The following is a 20985-nucleotide window of genomic DNA, read 5'->3' on the forward strand; positions in this document are numbered from 1 at the left end:
TCAAAAAAACTTTCCGACAAGCGTCGCGAGCGCTTTCCAGTGCGGAATATGTGCGCGTATCAGGGGTTTGGCCGATTTCCATTTAAGCAGCTTTGAAGAGAAGATGTCATATTTTTGTCGTCCATCCGCTAGGGTCGACGGTCATTTGACAATAAAGCATACGGAAAGGCGTAAGAACCTGTCGTACAGGCAGGCCGACACGACAAAAAAAGTTTTTCCAGCAATTGTGCGGCAAGGAAACGACGATCCCGTCAGATCATGGCGTCCGGATGTCTACATGTTTTGCTTATCTGCACACGCAAAAAAACCGCAAAAACCGGTTGCCCGGCTTGCGGCTTTAATTACGTTGTCGTCATGGACGATTACATGCGGCGTGCTCCACGGCCTCCACGCTTGGATTCCGTATTCTTCTTCAAAGAAGAAATGCGTTCTTCACTATCCTTAAGGAAGCGCGACATCTTATCCTCAAAAGAAGCGAAACTAGGCGACTTGCGTCCCCCTCGATCCCGGTTCCCGTGTCCATACCTGCTATTGCCCCCGTCTCTTCCTGGAGGACGGTCCGGACGAGGTCCTCTTGGAGGTCTCTGTTCCGTTACAGGTTTATCGACTGCTTGCTTAATAGACAAGCCGATCTTGCCGTCCTTGTCGACGTTAATAACTTTGACCGTGACTGTATCGTCAATCTTCAAATGGTCATTCACGTCCTTGACATAGTTATCGGCAATTTCAGAGATGTGAACCAGTCCCGTGACACCTCCCGACAGATCAACGAACGCTCCAAAATGCGTAATCCCTGTCACCTTGCCTTCTAACTTGGTGCCCACTTCAATTGTCATAGAATAAAATGTTCCTCCCTTAAAATGTTAAACGGAACATTGCTCAAAAGCAAAAAAGCAATGCTTATGTCGTGATTATACTGTAATGGCGCAACATTGGTCAACCGACGGTTGTCCTGATTTTACGCTCTATTCGTCGTGTTTGCGGATGAGGAGTTCGTCCGGAAGCACCATACCTCGGCTTCGCGCCAATTGCAGTATGTATTCCGTTGTATTGAGCCGATCGACCTCTTGACGCAGATCGTTGCGAACCTGTTCGACTTCGCCCTTCTCCTTCTCACGCGCCTTCAAATCTGAGCGAAGCTCTTCCATCGTGTTCAATTGACTGAAGTACGTATACGTGCCCCACCCTATAAACAACGCCATGAAGATCAGCCACATGCGCAATCTGCGCTTGGCTCCCGCTATTTTGTTATCTTGGTTGCGGCTTGGAGTATGTCTTCGGGATTTAGACACCGACATACGTGCACCCCCTTGTATCAGTAGCTCACGATACACCTTACCCGCTAACGCTTGCGTCTAAACAGGTCAAGGAACCGCCTCATCTGGCAACGTACACCAATGAGCCACGCGGAAATGCGCTTGCCGGCTGATATCACCCCTTGCCATATGCCCTTGCACCGTTCCGTCATTCTGAATCGGTTCCATAGCGGCATGACAAGCGGCTTGAACAACCATGCGATGAGCAGCCAGAGCGGTCGTAAACATTGTAGCACAATTTTGAGGAGGAACATAGCAGACGATATGAAAAATAATGTAAGTGCTTTTATTCCTGCCCATATCCCTTTGAACGGCAGTACAATAAGCACATACACACACCGCATTGCGAAGTGCCATATGGCCTTTATGGCGGCAACTACCCATTTCACAATCATAACGGTTATTCTGCTAAGAAAGACAGCATACAGCCATGCGCCTGCTGCTAGACCAAGCAGCACATAAAATCTTAATTCTCCCTGATTGCCCTTCACGAGCATTTGGAACACGAATAGCGTCGCTGCCAGCCAATAGAGTAGATCGAATACAGGCAGCGTCCACCGTGGAAACTTGAATTGGCCTGCGACGACACGGTAGCTGTCGAACACCAGACCAAGCGCAAGTCCGCTCATCATCATGAGCATCACGGTCATCCATTGAGTGTGGAGGTTCACTTGAATAACTTACCGAAAAAGCCCTTCGACTTGTCCTGCGCATTCGCATCCAAATAGGTCAGGGAGTTGACCGTACCTTCGATGGCAACCAAGCCTTGTTCCAGGCTCAAATTTTTAATATGCAAATTGTGGCCGCGTATCGTCAAGAAGCCGCATTCTGTATCAAGCAGGAACTCCTCACTGTCGAAGCTCTCTACCTTGCTCACTCCGCTAATCTCGAGGAGCTTGCGGTTCATCATCTTCACTTCTTGGCGCTTGGCCGCTGGCTTATTGAAATCAACCATGGCATGTACCCCTCCTTCTCAACACTAGCTTATGAAGGAGATTGAAGATTAGAACTGCAACTATAGCAAGGAGAGAGGATTATACTATGAACGTATACTCTCTCTCTTCGCTTGCTCTATTTATTGTGATTGCTCAGTCGTTGCCAGCATCTTATACCTTAGCGGTTGTCTACCTTCTCTGGATACATATCATGGTTCATCAGTCGATGAGCAGCCATCTCTTCATATTTCGTACCCGGCTGGCCATAGTTGCAGTACGGGTCAATCGAGATGCCGCCACGCGGGGTAAATTTGCCCCATACCTCGATATATCTCGGATCAAGCAGCTTAATCAGATCATTCATTATGATGTTCACGCAATCCTCATGGAAGTCGCCATGGTTGCGAAAACTGAACAAATACAGCTTGAGCGACTTGCTCTCCACACATTTCACACCCGGGATATAGCTGATGTAAATGGTCGCAAAGTCTGGCTGTCCCGTAATCGGACATAGACTTGTAAATTCCGGACAATTGAATTTGACGAAATAATCCCGGTTAGGATGTTTGTTGTCGAATGACTCCAAAATGTCTGGTGCATAGTCTGACGGGTACTCCGTCTTCAATCCAAGCTGCTTCAAATGCAATTCTGCTTCATTTCTTCCTGCCATCGTCATTGAATCTCCCTCTGTATCATTTTCGTAGGATAACCTGTAATCCTGCATGAGTTGTACGAGCCATACTTGTATCTAGAACTCCATTCCACCTGTGTAGGCAGAAGATAGACATCGCGCTATACGCCACGCTTGTTGCCCCACACCAATGTGTGCAGCTGGGGCAGCACACGTATCTGGTTCAAGCGCGGTTCTAAGGCAACCTTATCGATCAACCATTCATATTGCCGAAGCAGCTTCTGTACCAACTCCTGGTCATCTCCGCTATGGACATCCTCATTCCCCGTCTGCATGATGAATGGAATCTCAGGGTAGCGTTCATGGACTTCTATCGCATACTGCATGTCATCTTCATTGAACACAACGACCTTCAGGCATAGTCCCTTGCGTGCAGACCGATTCCATAGCTTGCCTACGATCTCATCCAAGCGTGTGAAGTTTGTACCCATCCCAGAGCTTGGTGGCTTCGGAGACAGCGTGACATCATTAATATCCAAGAGCCAGTTCTGCCAGCGTGATCCCTGTGTCTCTACAGCCGTGCGAACCCCGCGTTCGCCGAGACGTTGGACCAACTCGCCCATACATTCCAGCAAGGCTGGGTTGCCGCCAGATATCGTAACATGCCCATAGCGTCCCTCAGCCAGACGATCTAGCTCTGCAATAACGTCATCTGCCGTCAACTGACGGATATCGTCTTTGGCAGAACCATCCCATGTAAAGGCAGAATCGCACCAAGAGCAGCGGTAATCACAGCCTGCTGTACGGACGAACATCGTCTTCTGGCCAACTAGAAGCCCTTCTCCCTGCACAGTAGGGCCAAATATTTCGAGAACAGGAATCGTCATTGCTCCATCCACTCCCGTCGTGCTTCCGCATAGCTGGTCGGAGTCTCATAGAGCCGAACAAATTCTACCCTTCCCCCTTCGCATCGCTCTGTGTAAGGTTCAGTTTGCAATGCAACTTGCATTTGTTCATACAACCACACGACCATGTTCTCTGCCGTTGTATTCATCGGTGGGAGTGTTTCATTCAAGTAACGATGATCGAGATAAGGCTCGATTCTATCCTTCCAAATCTCCTTTATATCTCCAAAATCGAGCGCCAGCCCGATTTCATTTACAAATCCGCTTAACCCAAAAACAACCTTGTACGTATGCCCATGAAGGTTTTTACATTTGCCTTCATAAGCATGTAAATGGTGGGCAGCATCGAAGGTAAACTCTTTGCTCACAAGTACCCGATGACGGTGATAACGCAGCGAATCCTGTGAAATGTCGGCTCCCAGCACTTGCAGCTTATCGACGATACGGAATGGCCCAGGAGTACTCATCGGCTTGTCCCCTCCTCTTGCTTACGTTCCATCAGGTAACGTTCAAGTCCTGCCTTGCGCAGCTTGCAGGACGGGCATTCTCCGCATCCATCTCCCGGAAGTCCGTTGTAGCAAGTTACCGTTTCGGTACGAACGAAGTCGAAGGCACCAAGTTCGTCAGCAAGACGCCACGTATCTGCCTTATCCAGCCACATCAGCGGGGTATGCAGTACGAATCCATAATCCATTGCCAGATTCAGCGTAACATTGAGCGATTTGACAAATACGTCGCGGCAGTCTGGATAACCACTGAAGTCCGTCTCACATACTCCTGTAACGATATGGCGTGCTCCAATCTGCTTCGCATAGACAGCAGCGAAGGAGAAGAACAATAAGTTCCGTCCTTCCACAAAGGTGCTCGGAAGTTCGCCTTCTTCCTGTTCAATCGCGATGTCGTCTCGCGTCAACGCATTGGGAGCCAGTTGATTGAGCAAGGACATATCGAGGATCCGGTGCGGTACACCCAACTTACCGGCAATCGCCTTCGCATGCTCCAGCTCTGACTTATGGCGTTGTCCATAGTCAAAGGTGATCGTCTCGACTTCCTCAAATCGCTGCAGTGCCCAAAACAGACAGGTTGTGCTGTCTTGCCCGCCACTAAAGACGACGACAGCCTTGCCTTGCTTCCGTCCTGCATGCGCTTGGCTATGGGAATCTGCATTCCAAGCTGCTTCGCCGGCTGAGGAAACGTGGTTGTTGCATACTTGTTCATTTACTTGCTTCATGTATTCTTCATCCTTTCCTGTCCCCTCACAACCCTATAAAGGGTCTCCTAAGACAGAAGGCCTGTGCTTGCTCAGGTTGGCTGTTCGTTGGCTATAGCCGATATACAGCCCCTGTAAGCACAAAAAAAGACAGCACTAAGGAAAGATAGCCCTGTAGGATGCTGTCAGCCTTAGTTTTTTATAGAGGGAGATTGCGAACCTCTCCCGTGCTGAAGCACGGAATGTTATGATGTTGAATCCCACCTCAGTGGGATTGCTTATTCCATTATAGCGCGTATGTCCTCCGCATGATAGCCCATGACCGAATACCCATAATGCTCTATATCAAGGAGAGACCTATATAAAACTGCTACACACCACTGAATGTTTCCTCGCAAATCAAAAGAAGCGGTTCCGTCTTCTCAGACGGATAACCGCTTCCTTGCTCGTTGGAATATGCATTTCTATCGCAATGGACTGGCTGTTACCAGTTCAATCCGTTGTCTCTTGGAATTGCTTCTTCCTTCAGCAGCGTATACATGCCCGCCGCCTCTTCCTTCTTCGTCGTCTCTTGGAGACGCTCTACTCGGACGGTGACGAGCTTCTGCCCGAATTGTACCGTAATCTCGTCGCCGACCTTCACTGTCGTGCTCGGCTTCGCTTCACGGCCATTCAGTTCAACACGCCCCTGCTCGGACACATCCTTCGCGACAGTACGCCGCTTGATGAGCCGCGATACTTTCAGGAACTTGTCTAGACGCATTATTTTACAGCTTCTTTAAGCTTGTTGCCCGCTTTGAATGCAGGAACTGTAGATTCAGGAATCTCGATTGTGTTACCTGTTTGCGGGTTGCGACCTGTGCGGCCAGCGCGCTTGCGTGTTTCGAATGTGCCGAAGCCGATCAATTGAACTTTGTCGCCACTAGCCAAAGCGTCTGTTACTTCACCAAAGAAGCCGTTCAGTACGGATTCAACGTCCTTCTTAGTCAAACCGCTTTTTGTGGAAATGTTGTTGATCAAATCTGTTTTGTTCATGTGTATTGTCCTCCCAATTCCTCTTTTTCATAGTTGAAATGAATAATGGTCTACAGGCGCTTGCCCGAGCCTTGGAATGTTGATGCTTGTATGTATTCTTGCTTCATCACCAAATTCCTTCCCGGGTGCGGCATTTTTTCATATTTTGACGAAAAATAGAGAGCAGTAGTCCGCTGCACCCCAAGCATTATGGCTCTAAGCGCTTCGCTTCCTGCCACCATTGCTCCATTTCTAGTAAATCAGTTTGGTCAAAAGATTTACCCTTTATACGAAGTTGTTCTTCGATGTATTGAAATCGGCGTACAAATTTACGGTTCGTATATGTTAACGACTCTTCCGGATCGGCGTCAATGAACCGAGATACATTCACGACAGCGAATAATAGATCGCCGAGTTCCTCGCGCGCATGATCCAGCTCTTCATCCTTCACGGCATCGTCTTGATCCGATCCCGCATCTCGTATCGCCTCTCGCAATTCTTGCAATTCTTCGGCCACTTTGTCAAGTACATCCTTGGCATTGTCCCAGTCAAATCCGACTTTAGCCGCCTTTTTCTGCAGCTTATAGGCCTTCATGAGCGCAGGCAAGTCACGCGGCACACCGTCCAGTACGGAAGGTCTCGCGTCCGCAATTCCCTTGATCTGCTGCTCCTCTGCCTTCATCTGTTCCCATGTTCCAAGCGCGGATTCGACATCTTCTGCATGCTGATTACCAAATACATGCGGGTGGCGGAAAATAAGCTTCTCATTCAATGATTGGATGACATCGTATACACTGAATGTACCCACTTCTTCCTCCATTTGGGAGTGCAGCATAATTTGCAACAGCAAATCGCCGAGCTCCTCCTGCATCGCAGTTGGATCATCGTCATCAATCGTTTCGAGTACTTCATACGTCTCCTCGATCAGATTTTTGCGAATCGATTCATGTGTCTGCTCTTGATCCCATGGACATCCTCCAGGGCTTCGCAAGATCGATACAATCTCATGCAGGCGACCGAATGTGCGCTTGCGCACTTCATCACTGTCGGTGCGTGGAACCCAAATTAGGGATAGATTGCCGTATCCTTCAATGCGATCCAGCTCATACAGCGGAATACGCTGCATATGCTCCATGCCTTCTACGCCAAGCGCATGGCCTACTACGACTTCATAGTCTTCCGGATATACTTCCATCAGTCCCAGCTTCACATCAGATGCTGTAAACGTATCATACACTTGTCCAATCACGGTGTGCAACCTTGGGTTCAAGCCATCAGCCTGCAGCCCAGCGGCATCAAGCAGTTGGAACCCTTCAATCGGATCGAATCCGAAACGTAGGAACGCCTGATCCAGGAAGCTCTCTCCCCCGATAATTCGCAGCTCAATGCCCTGTTCCGAGCATTGATCCCGCAGCAAGCGAACCGTTGACTCTGCGACCATCGGATGCCCAGGAACCGCGTACACAATCGGATTCTCGGGACTGACAGCAGCAGCTGCTATCAATTGGCGAACAATTTCTTTGTACACCGATGGGAAATCGTCTTGCATTTCATATACGGAATCGAACGAGCGAAATGCGACATCATTCTGTTGTAAATATGCGATTACCGGATGGTCAGCCGTGCGTACGTACAATTGCTTCGCCTCGCGCAGCAAGTTCCATACGGCTAACGTCAATTGGCTTTCATCGCCGGAGCCGAGCCCGACGATAGTAATGGTTCCAGGCATGAATGAATCTCCCTTCGATTGTTGCATCACTGTGTATTATTCCCCACACTTCTGCTCACAGAATCACATGCGGGGCGAGAATCGCGCAGCGAATGAAGCAAGCTTCGGCCCGATGCGCGGCAGCTCGGCCAGTTCCTGCGGCCGAACTGCACCGAGTGCGATGGCTAGCAGGGCGAATATAGCCGCGCCAAGCGGCACGCCTACGGCTACGGCGAGCACGGCCGCTAAGCGGCCAGAAGCGCCAAGCCATACCGGAACGGCCGCGGCCAGGCTGACGCCTGCAGCCATGCCGCCAAGCGCCAGCGCAAGGCGCGCGCTGCGAGCGCCCCAGGCGGCGAAGTGCACGCCGCTTGCGACGGCGAGCGCATGCGCATTCAATGCTGCAGCCAGACCAAGCGAGGCCGCAGCAGAGATGGCTGCCCCGGCAATGCCGTAGGCCGGGATCAGCCATACATTCAGCGCCGCCTTCACGATTGCGGCGCATACAAGATGCACGGCTGGCGCACGCACCGCGCCCATGCCCTGCAGCAGCGCGGCTGACACGGCGTGAAATATGCCGCTTACAGCCGTGGATGCCACCAGCACGAACGTCAGCGTTCCCGCGCTGTCCGTGTATAACGCCACATTGAGCGGCTCCGCCAAGGCGACGAGCCCGACGGTAGCAGCAAGACCAAGCATCCACGACCAGCGAAGAGCTATCTTAATAGTCGGCGCAAGACCGACAGTACCCTCTCTGCGCATGAGCGACGCCACCATCGGGACGACCCCCACAGCAAGTGAGCTCGCCACCATTGTGACAAGTTGCACAAGAGGATACGCCCGGCTGTACACGCCGAACTGTGCGAGAGCCTCTGCCTCACTCCACCCTTGCTGCAGCAGAAACCGAGGCACCGTAAATACATCCACTACATTTACCGCTGGCAGCACAATTGCACCTAAACAAATTGGCAGGGCAGTCCATGTCAGCTTCCGAATCCATCTCCAGATGGCGCCTGCCTGCTGCCTCATCCCTAATTGCGGTTTATTCCGTAGTCGACTGTGGCTTCTACGCTTCTCCCTCCAGCGGAAGATCATCATAGTTAGCAACCCGCATAGACCACCCGCAAATGATCCAAACGTAGCTCCTGCAGCGATTGTCTCATCCGCTGCGCCCAGACGACTATAGTACAGCAGAAGCCCAATCATGACCGCTACGCGTCCTGTCTGCTCGATAACCTGCGATACAGCTGTTGACGTCATCCGTCCACTGCCCTGATCGTAGCCTCTGAGAGCAGCGGCAAGCGGCATTACAAGCAGCGCATAGGCAGCACTCTGGATAGCGGCCACCGTATGTTGATTGCCAATCCAACTGGCGATCTGTTCTGCGCCAGCCAGCATAGCGAAGAACCCGGCAATCCCAGTAACCGTCATGAGCAGGCTGGATGCTAGAAGCACCTGTTCAGAGCCTACCTCATCCCCAGCTGCCTCGCATTCTGCCACGAGCCGTGCTACCGCAACTGGAATACCCGCACTAGCTATCGCTACTAGCAGCACATAGAATGGGTATACCGCGTTATATATGCCGAATACACCGTCTCCCCCGATATTTTGCAGCGGGATTTTCTGCAGTGTTCCGATTACCTTCGACACTATCGTCGCCATGCCTAGCAATAAAGCGCCGGACATAACTTGCCCCGCAACTCGGGGGGTTCGTTTATTCAACCGTCATCCCCGCCCATCTCTAACATTCGTAACGTATTATAGCATATCAAGACAGGCCAATTCCTCCTTGCCTGGGCAAGCTCCATGCATAGAAGCTGCAGCACCGTCTATGATTACTGCAATTTCGTATTTTCAGCGCTCCTGCCCAACAAGAAAAAAATGCGGCTAACAATATGCCTCTGCAACGGCGTAGGGATAACTGGATATTAGAGCTCAGAGCACAAAAAAAGCCCCTGCATCGCTCAAGCTGCGTATACACGCATCCTGTATGAGCAGGGACTTTCGTTAGCAAATTTCGGATTACTGCTCCATTTGCTTACCAAGGAAGCCAGCAGCCGTTTCCGACATTTTCACTTCCATTTGGCTCATTTTCACGCTGTCGTCTTTGTTAAGCATAACAACTGTACCGATAGGATCTCCACCAGCAACGATTGGAGCAACAACGAAAGAAGAGAAAGCTTCTTGGCTGTCTTTTACGATTTCATAATTGCCTGCGTTCGTTTCGATCATTGTCTTGCGGTTTTCCATACAGTTTTCAAGCAACATCCCGATTTGCTTGTCCATGTATTCTTTCTTCGATCCGCCAGCAACTGCGATTACAGTATCACGGTCAGAGATCATTGTGATATGTCCTGTGCTCTCATACAAGGATTCCGCATATTCCTTAGCGAAGTCGCCCAATTCACCAATTGGGGAATATTTCTTAAGGATAACCTCTCCATCACGATCAACGAAAATTTCAAGAGGATCTCCCTCGCGAATGCGCAAAGTGCGACGAATTTCTTTAGGGATTACAACACGTCCGAGGTCATCGATACGACGTACAATTCCAGTAGCTTTCATTATGAGTTGCCCCGCTTTCAGTAAGTATTTTCGATTTACTGTATTATTGTTAATTAGGAGGGATGCGGAATGGTTTGTAATACTGACCATAGTATTCATCTGCTCCCAAGTTCTTATACATACACATCATACGTAGGTAATGCCATCCAAGTTGCAAAAAAAATCACATTTTTCGACACTAACCGACATTTTTTTAGAACGAATTCTTAAAATTTTCACATTTTACATCAATATACCGGAATTTTTTAGTTTTTTCCTCTGATTTTGTCGAAACAAAGCTTATCTTTTTCGACATCAATGCGAAATGTTGGATTTGCTTTAGTATCAAACTTCATTATCGTACTTTTGGATTTTACTTCTGTGTACACAGTGAAAAGATCACACTATCCAAATTACGACCGGTAGTAATTTGAATAGCCGCTAACATAGTATGTCTAATTTTCCCCAAGCCATGACAAATGTAAATAAACGTATTTTTAGAGGATGAAACCGGAAATGAAAACTTTTTATTGTTTTTATGAATATTTCATTCCGTTTCCATACCTTCCGCGAAAAATAGCCCCTTCCCCTTGAGGGGAAAGGGCTACGGCACGAGATGATGACATATCATCTCGCGGCATGCCTTTACTTGCCTGATTCTGCTTTTGTATCTTTAGGAGCTTCTGTATTCTGATCTTTTTTCTCGTCCTTCTTCTCTTCCGGCTTTGTCTCCGTCTTAGGAAGGTCGATTTTCTTGATCAGCTTATCCAGATCCTTTTGCATGAAGTTGTTCATCAGCTCAGAAGCTGCACGCGTACGCAATGCTTCCTTCTCTTCTTCTGTCAACTTGCTGTATTCCTTCTCTTTACGATCTTCCACGCGCATAACGTGGTAGCCGTAGTCTGTCTCAACTGGATCGCTCACTTGGTTAAGCGGCAATGTCAAGGCAGCTTCCTTGAATTGCGGTACCCATTGACTTACAGCAGCGTCCTTGTACAGACCACCAGTCTTAGCGGAACCTGGGTCGTCAGACGTTGTCTCAGCCAACTTCGCGAAGTCTTCACCCTTCTTCAGACGAGCTTGTACATCCTTAGCCATCTTCAGAGCATCTTCTTTTTTGCGCTCTTTGCCTTCTTTGTCCTTGAATCCAATGAGGATATGACGAACGGAAGCAGTTGTCATATCCTTCTTATTCTTCTCGAACTCAGCCTTGAGCTGATCTTCCGTTACCTTGCCGTTGTAATCCTGTACAACTGTCAAGATGCGCGCCATATACTCCGTAATTTCCTCTTCCGTGAGTTTGCGCTTGTCCAGCATTTCTTTGAACTGCTTGTCTCCGACTTGCTTCTTCATCAAGCCAATTTGTTCTTTGGCTTTATCTTTACCGGTTTGCTTTGCTTTCTCCGGTGCTTTGCCATCCAAATAGCGATACGCGATTTGCTGCTTCACGAAGTAGTCGCGGAATTGATCCATGCTAATAATCTGCTCGTATTCCGGATAGAAGAACAGCATGTTCGAGATTTCTTTGTCGAAATCATTCTGTGTAATCTGTCCTCCCTCATACGTAGCAACGACTTTACTGTTGTCGGTTGCCTTGCCCGCTGACTTCTCGTCTTTGTTGCCGCATCCGGCTAATACGGATATTGCGAGTACCGCAGACAATGCCAGCAACAACCACTTCTTGGAACGCGTCTTGTTATTTTGCAACATTCTGCAATTCTCCCTTCGATTTGATGGCACCCTTAGCTTCCTGCATGAATTGCTCTAGTATCATTAACAGCTGCAGCGCATCAACGCCTCGTGCATTGAACTTCACAGCACCGCAAGCCTCTTGATCGACATTAATCCGTCTGTCGAGTTTAGATGCAACAGCAGCCATCTTCTTGCGGTCTAACCACGGATCCGCCGAAGAATGGACCTTGATCGTGACCACATCTCCACGCTGTACAATTGACTCCCATCCATACTGCTTCGCATGAAGCTTCAGCCTAGCGACAGCGAGTAATTGAAGGACAGCAAGAGGTGGTTCACCAAAGCGGTCGATGAGTTCATCCCGCAGTTCTTCGACTTCATCCAATGTAGCAAGTCCCGCTACCTTTTTATAAATCTCAATCTTCTGAATACTATCATAAATATAATTCGGCGGCAAATACGCATCTACGTTCAGGTCGATGAGGGTTGTAAGCTCCTGCTGGTCCTCAATAGCGACACCATCAATCTCCGCCTTGCGCTTGCTCACCTCATCTGCAAGCATCTGCGAGTATAGATCAAATCCAACAGATGCAATAAATCCATGCTGCTCCGCACCTAGCAGATTACCCGCCCCTCGGATGGATAAGTCGCGCATCGCAATTTTGAATCCGGAACCAAGCTCGGTGAACTCCTTAATCGCCTGAAGCCGCTTCTCTGCCACCTCGTTCAGTACCTTGTCGCGCTGATAAGTGAAGTAAGCATAAGCAATCCGGTTCGAGCGGCCGACTCGCCCACGCAACTGATACAGCTGCGACAGACCCATCTTGTCCGCATCATGAACGATGAGCGTGTTCACGTTCGGAATGTCTACGCCTGTCTCGATAATACTGGTGCTGACGAGCACATCGTATTCCCCATCCAAGAAGTCGAGAATTGTCTTCTCCAGCTCTGTCTCAGACATTTGCCCATGGCTTACCGTCACACGGGCATCCGGCACGAGCATTTTAATATGGTCGGCCATCTGATGAATCCCCTGCACTCGGTTGAACAGGAAGTAGACCTGCCCGCCTCTTGCCAGCTCTCGTTCTATTGCCTCGCGAACTAAATTATCGCTGTATTCAAGCACGTAGGTCTGAACAGGGAATCGATTTTCTGGCGGTGTCTCGATAACCGACAAATCCCGGACGCCGAGCATGGACATATGCAGGGTACGCGGAATAGGTGTTGCCGTCAGTGTCAGCACGTCGACATTCATCTTCAGCTTTTTCAACTTCTCCTTGTGCGTTACGCCAAAACGTTGCTCTTCATCGACAATCAGCAATCCTAAATCTTTGAAAACAACATCCTGAGAGAGCAGGCGGTGAGTGCCGATAATGACGTCGACAACACCCGACTTTAGCCCTTTCATGGATTCGTTCTGTTCCTTGCGGGAACGGAATCGGCTAAGAACCTGAATATTAAATGGATAGTCGGCAAATCGCTCACGGAACGTCTCATAGTGCTGCTGTGCCAAGATGGTTGTTGGTACGAGTATCGCCACCTGCTTGCCTTCGATTGCAGCCTTGAAGGCAGCTCGAACCGCAACTTCCGTCTTGCCATACCCTACGTCACCGCACAATAGACGATCCATCGGACTCGCCTTCTCCATATCCTGCTTAATTTCTTCGATGGCACGCAGTTGATCTCGCGTCTCATCATAGGGGAACATATCCTCGAATTCCCGCTGCTCTGGTGTGTCCTTCTCGAAGGCATAACCGCTAGATGCTTGTCTTGCTGCGTACAACTTGATCAAGTCGTCAGCAATGTCCTTCACGGAGGAACGAACTTTACTCTTAACCTTCGTCCACTCGGTGCCACCCAGCTTATAGATCTTCGGCTCCTTCTCTTCCGAGCTCACATAACGCTGAATGAGATGAAGCTGATCCACTGGGACAGATAGTTTATCCCCACCCGCATACAAAATATGCAGATAGTCCTTATGGATACCGTTAATCTCCAGCGTCCCAATTCCGATATACTTACCAATGCCATGATTCTGATGGACGACATAATCGCCGACCTTCAGTTCCGTATAGCTGCGAATCCGTTCCGCATTGTCCACCTTCGCGTTCAGTTCCGTGCGGCGTGTCTTCCGCTGCTTGCCGGAGAACATCTCACCCTCAGTAATAACTACAAGGTGAATGGACGGGAGCTCAAAGCCTGTCTGTAGGTTGCCCTTTAAAATCGTAGGCTCAGGTATTGCGTAATCCTGAAGCACACGACGCATCCGTTCAATTCGTTCATCACCGTTCGCCAGCATAATGACGTTGGCGCCCGACTTCTTCCACCGTTCCATTTCTGCTTTCAAGACATTCATTTGTCCATGGAAGTTCTGCATGGAGCGGCACATGACGTTCACGATATTTTGCGGCTGCGTATGAGGAACCTGTCTGAGGAACAGCGCCATAAATACGGTCTGGAATGGGCGCTTGCCCATTGCGACGTCAGATGTCACTCCTAGAGGAAGCGCTGGCAATGTCTTGCCATTCGACAACAAGTGTGTGCTCCACTCCAGTTCATCTCGTTCAAGCTGTTTGGCTGTCTCCATGACTCTAGCAGGCTCATCTACGACAAGCAGCGTGTCCTTCGGCATATAGTCATATAATGTGTGCTTCTCTGGATAGAGCAGCGCCACATATTTATAGAGCTCTGTAAAATAAACGGAACCTCTCATTCGTTCGATATCATGCCCAATTTCCCGCTCAAGCTTCTCCTTTACTTGGCGATCGGACATCTTGCCCAGTTGTTCTTCGAGACGTGCAAAAGTCGCCTCAGCCGCAGCGGCGAAGCGTGTCTCGTCTGCAATTAAGTCTTTGCAAGGCAGTATCGTCAATTGCTTCAACTTATCGATAGAACGTTGATCCTGTGTGTCGAATGAACGAATGGAGTCAATTTCATCATCGAACCATTCAATTCGATATGGATAAGGAGCTGTGATTGGATAAATATCTACTATCCCACCACGGACGCTCATCTCTCCCTTGGCCTCGACCCGTTCTGTACGCTCATAGCCGCACGCAACCATCTCTGCCAGGAAGGTTTCCAGTGGAAGCTCATCGCCTAACGATAGAGATATGCCAGCCTCAGCCATCATCTCACGGGCAGGCAAAAAGCGCCGCAATCCCGCATACGGCGTCACGATTATCCCACGGAATCCACGTGCACACCGGGTAAGCACCTCAATGCGCTGTGCAATCACTTCTGGACTTGATATCGCTGCTTCCGCAGCTACCAACTCATTGGCTGGGTATAAGAGCACTTGATCCGCCGACAAACATTCCTGCAGGTCATCAGCTACTTTTTGTGCAGAAAACATGTTGTGTGTGACGACGAGTACTGGACGATCCAACTGCATCTGAAGTGCTGCCATCATCACCTGACGAGCCGAACCGGACAAGCCGGATACCAATTGCTCCTTCATTCCTGCACGGACACCCGCAGCAATCGATTCAATATCACGTTCTTCTGATAAAGCTTGCATGAGTGCATTCAACAAAAGATAGGCACCTCTTTCTCACCCACAATAAATACTACAAGGTATAACTAGTAAGGTTATATACGTTACCCTCATCCAAAATAAGCCTCGGCTGACAAGCCAAGGCTGACGCTAACTCCCATTGCCCATCCACCCTCATTGCAAGGGGGAGGAAAGCAAAGACAACTCGGGATGCATCTGAATCGCTTCTGTACAATATTCACATGTCATCCGCACGGTTACATCTCCATTGGAATGAACGACAATATATTGTTGGCGCTCGTCTGGGGTAAGACGGTGGAAGCCGAGGCGTTCCTCATCAATCCCGTTCCCGTCGATGCGCCCAATCATTGTATGACAATGTTTGCACACGTAATTCACAGACATGTATATGCCTCCCATTCTTGGATTATACCGTTCAGTATGTCCAAAAGAAAGGCACATTAGCCCAACATCAGTTTTGATCAGATCATATTATCCATTGAATTTCGCCATCGTCTGCTCGAACGAATTCTTAAGCGAGAATTCGACAGCGTCGCAAGTGCGCTCAACTGTCTGCTTCAAGTCTTCCATACCCGCTTTAGGGAACGTAGACAGCACATAATCTACAATAGACCGACCAGGCTCCGGACGAGATATCCCCATCCGAACTCGATTGAAGGATTGCGTCCCCAGATGCTGGATGAGCGATTTAATCCCGTTGTGACCACCCGCACTCCCTTGATAGCGCAAGCGAATCTTCCCAAGCTCTGTATCCATATCATCATATAGAACGATAAAATCCTCAATATCCGCCTTATAGTAATCCATATATGCGCGAACAGCCTCTCCAGACAGATTCATATACGTCATGGGTTTGATAAGAACAACCTTCTCTGTTCCAACGCGTCCCTCTCCGATTAACGCCTTGCATTTGCTCTCACGTACCTGAATGCCGAAGCGATCCGCAAGAGAGTCAATTGCCATAAAGCCGATATTGTGGCGGGTTGCGGCATATTCGGTTCCCGGGTTACCTAATCCTACAATCCACTTCAAGAGCGCTACATCCTTCCTTATTGATCATCGATATGATGATTGAACTGCTTTTGGCATGCATCCGCACCTGATTCGCAGACACATTCAAATGCCGATAAGGGTTACTTCTCCGGCGAAGACCGAAGACGTAACCCTTCCGTAATGTGCAGCTCAGGTCACTCGACCCATGCTTTATTCAATCTCAAACAATTTACTGATAGACAATTCTTCGTGAACACGAATAATCGCTTCACCCATTAACGGTGCAACCGACAGTACGTGTAACTTGCTAGATGGGTTTTCATGTGTAATCGGAATTGTATCCGTTACAACAACCTCTTTAAATGGCGATTTCTCCAAACGATCCATCGCAGGTCCGGACAATACTGGATGCGTGCAGCAAGCGTAGACTTCCTTCACCCCTGCTTCAACCAATGCGTTCGCACCAAGCACAATCGTACCAGCCGTGTCGATAATATCATCGATAATGATCGCTGTCTTGCCTTTAATATCCCCGATAATATTCATAACTTCACTAACGTTCGGCTCTGGACGACGCTTGTCGATAATGGCAAGCGGTGCATTCAGGAAGTCAGCCAATTTGCGCGCACGTACCACACCACCATGGTCAGGCGATACGACAACAACGTTTTCGAGTTGCTTCGAGCGGAAATATTGTGCCAAAATTGGAACACCCAGCATATGATCCACAGGAATATCAAAGAATCCTTGAATTTGTGTGGCATGCAAGTCCATCGTAATAACACGATGAGCTCCTGCTGTCTCGATCAAATTCGCTACAAGCTTCGCCGTAATCGGATCGCGCGAACGCGCTTTACGGTCTTGGCGAGCGTAGCCATAGTAAGGGATAACTACGTTAATGCTCTTTGCCGATGCACGCTTCAATGCGTCCACCATTACAAGCAACTCCATCAAATTGTCATTGACCGGGTCGCATGTCGATTGAACGACGTAAACGTCACAACCGCGTACACTTTCAGACAACTTAACTTGGATTTCTCCATCACTAAAGCTCTTCGTTTCTGCATCTCCCATCGGAATTCCGATGTATTCTGCAATCTTGTTCGCCAAATTAGGATTGGAGTTGCAAGTGAAAATTTTCAACTTGGAATCACAATACGTCATGATATTAAAAACCCTCCGTGCCGGTTCTTGTTCATCGTTGTTTTATACTGTCCGTTAATGGTGCTGCTTAGTCTATCCCTACATGGTCTCAACTAAAAAGGCTCTCAATACCATGCTAAACGATATTGAATGAAAAGTGCAACCTTATCGATCACTTTTCTCGTTCTTTTTTTGCTTTTGCACGGGCACGAATCTTCTCCGCATACCCTGGCTTGTTTACTTGACGCTCACGAGCGATGGCCAAGTCATTATCTGGTACAGGATGTGTAATCGTTGATCCGGCAACGACGTAAGCGCCAGTGCCCACTTGGATAGGTGCAATCAAGTTGACATTGCTGCCAATGAACGCGTCATCGCCAATTTGAGTGAGCGACTTATTGAAGCCGTCATAGTTGACCGTAATCGCGCCACATCCAATATTTACATTCTTCCCTACTTCGGCATCGCCAATATAACTGAGGTGCGATACTTTCGTTTGATCATCAAGCGACGCATTTTTAATTTCCACGAAGTCGCCGACTTTCACCTGCTTGCCAAGACGTGCGCCTGGACGCAAATAAGCGAATGGACCAACTGAACTCTCGTCGCCTACAATCGCTTCACAGAGTACAGATTGCTTAATATGCACTTGATCGCCGATTGTTGAATCAACAATCTCGCTGTTCGGCCCAATAACGCATTCGCCGCCAACCGTCGTGCTGCCACGCAGGCTTGTCCCTGGTTCAATGATCGTATCCGCTCCGATGACAACACCAGACTCAATATACGTATTGGCAGGATCAATAATCGTTACACCATTCAGCATATGGCGCTTGTTGATACGCTCACGCATGAAGCGTTCCGCTTCAGACAACACCAAGCGATCATTAACGCCGATTGCCTCACTGTTATCCGGCGTACAATATGCTTGCACCGTATCTCCTTGTGCCTTCATGATGCCGATTACGTCAGTCAAATAATACTCTTGCTGGGCATTATCATTTCTGATCTGCTCCAGCGCCGCGAACAACTTCACATTGTCGAAGCAATACGTGCCCGTATTGATCTCCTTCACGAGCTGTTCTTCGGTCGTACAATCCTTTTGTTCGACAATTTTCAAGACCGAACCGTCTTCTGCGCGAATGACGCGACCGTAACCTGTCGGATCATTCAGTTCAGCCGTCAAAATCGTCGCTGACGCCTGAGCGCGGTTATGCAGTTCCATCAACTGAGCCAACGTTTCTGGTGTCACTAGCGGTGTATCGCCGCAAATGACAAGTGTCGTTCCTTCCTCACCATCAAGAAGCGCCTTCGCTTGCTTAACCGCATGTCCTGTACCAAGCTGTTCCGCTTGCAAGGCGTACTCGGCACGGTTCCCCAGGAATTGCTGTACTGCTTCTGCTCCATGTCCTACAATGACGACGGTGCGCTCACAATCCACACTTTCGACAGCATCAAGAACATGCCCTACCATTGGTTTCCCGCATACGGGATGAAGCACTTTGTACAATTTTGACTTCATGCGTTTGCCTTGTCCGGCAGCAAGCACAATGGCCATTCTTTTCAAAGCGTCCGACCTCCTGCTCTACCTTTACTCCATAGAAGAATATATCTCATTATGGAGAAAAAGAAAAGAGAGCCCCTATGATTGGCTCTCTTTCTTTGCAACCCCAATTATAAAATCATAAAACTACGCGCCCTCTTCGATAACTTCCTCTTCCGTAGCAGCGCGTTCGTATTCAGCCAATACAGCAGCTTGAATCTTCTCGCGAGTCGCCGAAGAAATCGGATGAGCAATATCGCGGAATTCGCCATCTGGAGTCCGCTTGCTCGGCATCGCTACAAACATGCCATTGTTGCCGTCGATTACACGAATGTCATGAACGACAAACTCGTTATCGATCGTAATCGATGCGATTGCCTTCATTCTCCCCTCTGTGTTGACGCGGCGGAGTCTTACATCAGTAATTTGCACGTGTGTTCACCACCTTTTTCCATCGAGACTTGGTGTATAATTCCACACGCGCATGAAAAATCCTTCTTAAATTTGCCAATAATTTAACTTTTTTTAAAAATTTATGCCTGTCTTTAACGGATTCGACAAGCTTCGATTTATATCGCTGCGATCAGTTCAATTTCGACAAGTACGTCCTTCGGGAGTCTCGCTACCTCTACACAGGAGCGTGCAGGCTTGTGATTACCGAAGTACGATTCATAGATAGCATTGATTTGAGCAAATTGATTCATGTCCTTGATAAAAACAGTAGCCTTAATTACCTTATCGAAAGAAGTACCTGCTTCTGCAAGCACAGCCCTCAAGTTGGAGAACACTTGGTGTGTCTGCTCCTCAATTCCGCCTTCCACGAGCACACCTTGTGCAGTCAACGGAATTTGACCCGAAGTGAACAAGAGGTTGCCCAGCTTCATTGCTTGTGAGTATGGGCCAATGGCCGCAGGCGCTTGATTCGTTGCAATTGCTTCTAATTCATGAGACATTTGAATACCCTCCCGAATCAATGTTGTTCTCTATCGCTTATTCCTTATCGAAGTAGTTCCCCGGCTTCACCACAATATGACGAGTCCGCGCATCTACAGTCCCAACGCGAATGAGGGACACATAGTCTGTCAGCAGCCGTTCTTCGTTCGATACATCCTCCGATTCTACCAATACACCAACACCCGCTACTGTGGCATCGAATTCCTTCAGCAGATCCATCATGCCGTGAATCGTTCCACCGGCACGCATGAAGTCGTCCACGATTAATACACGTGAGCGCTCCTTCAAGGCACGCCGTGCGAGTGTCATCGTATGGATGCTCTTCTGCGATCCTGATACATAGTTAATGCTAACGGCCGATCCCTCTGTCACAACATGGTCGCGACGTACTAGCACCACTGGCAGGTTCAGATGAGCAGCAGTCGCATAGGCAATTGGAATCCCCTTCGTCTCTACCGTCATCACGACGTCAATATTGCAGCCTGCAAAGGCAGATGCGAACATTCGACCTACATCGTTCATCAAGGCTGGTTGGCCTAAAATATCAGTAATATAGAAATATCCCCCAGGAAGCACCCGGTCTGGATGCCCCATTGATGCACATAAAGACTCAATGACAGGAAGTGCGATATCAGGCGTGCATTTCGGAATAAACTTCACTCCGCCTGCAGCACCAGCCAGCGTCAGTAAATCTCCCGTCCCTTCGCTCTCGAACACCTCTTTAATAATAGCCAAATCCTCGCTAATGGAAGACTTGGCTGCACCGTAACGTTCTGCAAATGTCGTGAGCGGTATGAGCGTATGCGGCTTAGACATCAGATATTGGGTCATCTCAACCAGACGGGCGCTTCGCTTCAATTTTTTCATGATTACTCCTCGC

Annotated in this window: 22 protein-coding genes and 1 riboswitch; all 22 genes read right to left on the reverse strand. The window is 48.8% G+C overall.

Features of this window, described 5'->3' with window-relative positions:
- Positions 1–362: 362 nt before the first annotated feature.
- Positions 363–836, reverse strand: coding sequence for a S1 domain-containing RNA-binding protein (locus BLS15_RS27415; RefSeq protein WP_021255190.1), 474 nt, complete (start codon positions 834–836; stop codon positions 363–365).
- Positions 837–965: 129 nt separating this feature from the next.
- A complete protein-coding gene (locus BLS15_RS27420) occupies positions 966–1298 on the reverse strand; it encodes an FtsB family cell division protein (protein ID WP_021255189.1) in 333 nt (110 codons plus the stop codon).
- Positions 1299–1342: 44 nt separating this feature from the next.
- Positions 1343–1987, reverse strand: a complete 645-nt coding sequence (gene yabQ / locus BLS15_RS27425; protein WP_028532540.1) for a spore cortex biosynthesis protein YabQ — start codon at positions 1985–1987, stop codon at positions 1343–1345.
- Positions 1984–2271 (reverse strand): sporulation protein YabP, encoded by a 288-nt coding sequence (gene yabP / locus BLS15_RS27430; RefSeq protein ID WP_021255187.1) that lies wholly within the window; start codon positions 2269–2271, stop codon positions 1984–1986. Before yabP ends, yabQ begins: the two co-directional genes overlap by 4 nt.
- Positions 2272–2429: 158 nt before the next feature.
- Positions 2430–2921, reverse strand: coding sequence for a preQ(1) synthase (gene queF, locus BLS15_RS27435; protein ID WP_028532541.1), 492 nt, complete (start codon positions 2919–2921; stop codon positions 2430–2432).
- Positions 2922–3043: 122 nt separating this feature from the next.
- Positions 3044–3769, reverse strand: coding sequence for a 7-carboxy-7-deazaguanine synthase QueE (queE, locus tag BLS15_RS27440; protein WP_021255228.1), 726 nt, complete (start codon positions 3767–3769; stop codon positions 3044–3046).
- The gene (queD, locus tag BLS15_RS27445) at positions 3766–4254 is read right to left on the reverse strand and encodes a 6-carboxytetrahydropterin synthase QueD (protein WP_090514714.1); all 489 of its coding nucleotides are present in this window, start codon (positions 4252–4254) and stop codon (positions 3766–3768) included. The genes queE and queD overlap by 4 nt, the downstream gene beginning before the upstream one ends.
- Entirely contained in the window at positions 4251–5018 is a 768-nt protein-coding gene (gene queC, locus BLS15_RS27450) for a 7-cyano-7-deazaguanine synthase QueC (RefSeq protein ID WP_036667098.1), read from the reverse strand. Before queC ends, queD begins: the two co-directional genes overlap by 4 nt.
- A 164-nt stretch (positions 5019–5182) precedes the next feature.
- A riboswitch (PreQ1 riboswitch) is annotated at positions 5183–5226 on the reverse strand.
- 255 nt (positions 5227–5481) lie between these two features.
- Positions 5482–5760 (reverse strand): RNA-binding S4 domain-containing protein, encoded by a 279-nt coding sequence (locus tag BLS15_RS27455; RefSeq protein WP_005545548.1) that lies wholly within the window; start codon positions 5758–5760, stop codon positions 5482–5484.
- A complete protein-coding gene (locus tag BLS15_RS27460; protein WP_021255231.1) occupies positions 5760–6032 on the reverse strand; it encodes an HU family DNA-binding protein in 273 nt (90 codons plus the stop codon). Before BLS15_RS27460 ends, BLS15_RS27455 begins: the two co-directional genes overlap by 1 nt.
- Positions 6033–6219: 187 nt before the next feature.
- Positions 6220–7740, reverse strand: a complete 1521-nt coding sequence (mazG, locus tag BLS15_RS27465; protein WP_028532543.1) for a bifunctional methyltransferase/pyrophosphohydrolase YabN — start codon at positions 7738–7740, stop codon at positions 6220–6222.
- A gap of 63 nt (positions 7741–7803) precedes the next feature.
- Entirely contained in the window at positions 7804–9441 is a 1638-nt protein-coding gene (locus tag BLS15_RS27470) for a putative polysaccharide biosynthesis protein (protein WP_028532544.1), read from the reverse strand.
- Between the two features lie 300 nt (positions 9442–9741).
- The gene (spoVT, locus tag BLS15_RS27475) at positions 9742–10284 is read right to left on the reverse strand and encodes a stage V sporulation protein T (protein ID WP_021255234.1); all 543 of its coding nucleotides are present in this window, start codon (positions 10282–10284) and stop codon (positions 9742–9744) included.
- A gap of 624 nt (positions 10285–10908) precedes the next feature.
- On the reverse strand, positions 10909–11973 hold the full coding sequence (locus tag BLS15_RS27480; RefSeq protein WP_021255235.1) for a peptidylprolyl isomerase: 1065 nt from the start codon (positions 11971–11973) through the stop codon (positions 10909–10911).
- Positions 11960–15490, reverse strand: a complete 3531-nt coding sequence (gene mfd / locus BLS15_RS27485; RefSeq protein ID WP_028532545.1) for a transcription-repair coupling factor — start codon at positions 15488–15490, stop codon at positions 11960–11962. The genes BLS15_RS27480 and mfd overlap by 14 nt, the downstream gene beginning before the upstream one ends.
- Before the next feature lie 135 nt (positions 15491–15625).
- Positions 15626–15856 (reverse strand): anti-sigma-F factor Fin, encoded by a 231-nt coding sequence (locus BLS15_RS27490; RefSeq protein ID WP_021255237.1) that lies wholly within the window; start codon positions 15854–15856, stop codon positions 15626–15628.
- 87 nt (positions 15857–15943) lie between these two features.
- Positions 15944–16504: an aminoacyl-tRNA hydrolase gene (gene pth, locus BLS15_RS27495; RefSeq protein WP_021255238.1), complete on the reverse strand. Its 561-nt coding sequence runs from the start codon at positions 16502–16504 to the stop codon at positions 15944–15946.
- Positions 16505–16675: 171 nt separating this feature from the next.
- On the reverse strand, positions 16676–17629 hold the full coding sequence (locus tag BLS15_RS27500) for a ribose-phosphate diphosphokinase (RefSeq protein WP_005545532.1): 954 nt from the start codon (positions 17627–17629) through the stop codon (positions 16676–16678).
- A 151-nt stretch (positions 17630–17780) separates the two neighbouring features.
- Positions 17781–19175: a bifunctional UDP-N-acetylglucosamine diphosphorylase/glucosamine-1-phosphate N-acetyltransferase GlmU gene (gene glmU, locus BLS15_RS27505; protein ID WP_021255239.1), complete on the reverse strand. Its 1395-nt coding sequence runs from the start codon at positions 19173–19175 to the stop codon at positions 17781–17783.
- Positions 19176–19298: 123 nt separating this feature from the next.
- Positions 19299–19583 (reverse strand): septation regulator SpoVG, encoded by a 285-nt coding sequence (gene spoVG, locus BLS15_RS27510; RefSeq protein WP_005545528.1) that lies wholly within the window; start codon positions 19581–19583, stop codon positions 19299–19301.
- 137 nt (positions 19584–19720) lie between these two features.
- Positions 19721–20104 carry a RidA family protein gene (locus BLS15_RS27515; RefSeq protein ID WP_021255240.1) on the reverse strand — a complete coding sequence of 128 codons (384 nt, stop codon included), beginning with the start codon at positions 20102–20104 and terminating at the stop codon, positions 19721–19723.
- Positions 20105–20141: 37 nt separating this feature from the next.
- On the reverse strand, positions 20142–20972 hold the full coding sequence (gene purR, locus BLS15_RS27520; protein WP_021255241.1) for a pur operon repressor: 831 nt from the start codon (positions 20970–20972) through the stop codon (positions 20142–20144).
- Positions 20973–20985 lie beyond the last annotated feature (13 nt).

The sequence above is a fragment of the Paenibacillus sp. cl6col genome, assembly GCF_900102125.1.
GTDB lineage: Bacteria > Bacillota > Bacilli > Paenibacillales > Paenibacillaceae > Paenibacillus_B > Paenibacillus_B suaedae.

Excerpts from the sequence above, each read along its gene's own strand:
- BLS15_RS27415 (WP_021255190.1), bottom strand. The coding sequence starts at position 836 with ATGACAATTGAAGTGGGCACCAAGTTAGAAGGCAAGGTGACAGGGATT.
- BLS15_RS27420 (WP_021255189.1), bottom strand. The coding sequence starts at position 1,298 with ATGTCGGTGTCTAAATCCCGAAGACATACTCCAAGCCGCAACCAAGAT.
- yabP (WP_021255187.1), bottom strand. The coding sequence starts at position 2,271 with ATGGTTGATTTCAATAAGCCAGCGGCCAAGCGCCAAGAAGTGAAGATG.
- queF (WP_028532541.1), bottom strand. The coding sequence starts at position 2,921 with ATGGCAGGAAGAAATGAAGCAGAATTGCATTTGAAGCAGCTTGGATTG.
- queE (WP_021255228.1), bottom strand. The coding sequence starts at position 3,769 with ATGACGATTCCTGTTCTCGAAATATTTGGCCCTACTGTGCAGGGAGAA.
- queD (WP_090514714.1), bottom strand. The coding sequence starts at position 4,254 with ATGAGTACTCCTGGGCCATTCCGTATCGTCGATAAGCTGCAAGTGCTG.
- queC (WP_036667098.1), bottom strand. The coding sequence starts at position 5,018 with ATGAAGCAAGTAAATGAACAAGTATGCAACAACCACGTTTCCTCAGCC.
- BLS15_RS27455 (WP_005545548.1), bottom strand. The coding sequence starts at position 5,760 with ATGCGTCTAGACAAGTTCCTGAAAGTATCGCGGCTCATCAAGCGGCGT.
- BLS15_RS27460 (WP_021255231.1), bottom strand. The coding sequence starts at position 6,032 with ATGAACAAAACAGATTTGATCAACAACATTTCCACAAAAAGCGGTTTG.
- mazG (WP_028532543.1), bottom strand. The coding sequence starts at position 7,740 with ATGCCTGGAACCATTACTATCGTCGGGCTCGGCTCCGGCGATGAAAGC.
- spoVT (WP_021255234.1), bottom strand. The coding sequence starts at position 10,284 with ATGAAAGCTACTGGAATTGTACGTCGTATCGATGACCTCGGACGTGTT.
- BLS15_RS27480 (WP_021255235.1), bottom strand. The coding sequence starts at position 11,973 with ATGTTGCAAAATAACAAGACGCGTTCCAAGAAGTGGTTGTTGCTGGCA.
- BLS15_RS27490 (WP_021255237.1), bottom strand. The coding sequence starts at position 15,856 with ATGTCTGTGAATTACGTGTGCAAACATTGTCATACAATGATTGGGCGC.
- BLS15_RS27500 (WP_005545532.1), bottom strand. The coding sequence starts at position 17,629 with ATGACGTATTGTGATTCCAAGTTGAAAATTTTCACTTGCAACTCCAAT.
- BLS15_RS27515 (WP_021255240.1), bottom strand. The coding sequence starts at position 20,104 with ATGTCTCATGAATTAGAAGCAATTGCAACGAATCAAGCGCCTGCGGCC.
- purR (WP_021255241.1), bottom strand. The coding sequence starts at position 20,972 with ATGAAAAAATTGAAGCGAAGCGCCCGTCTGGTTGAGATGACCCAATAT.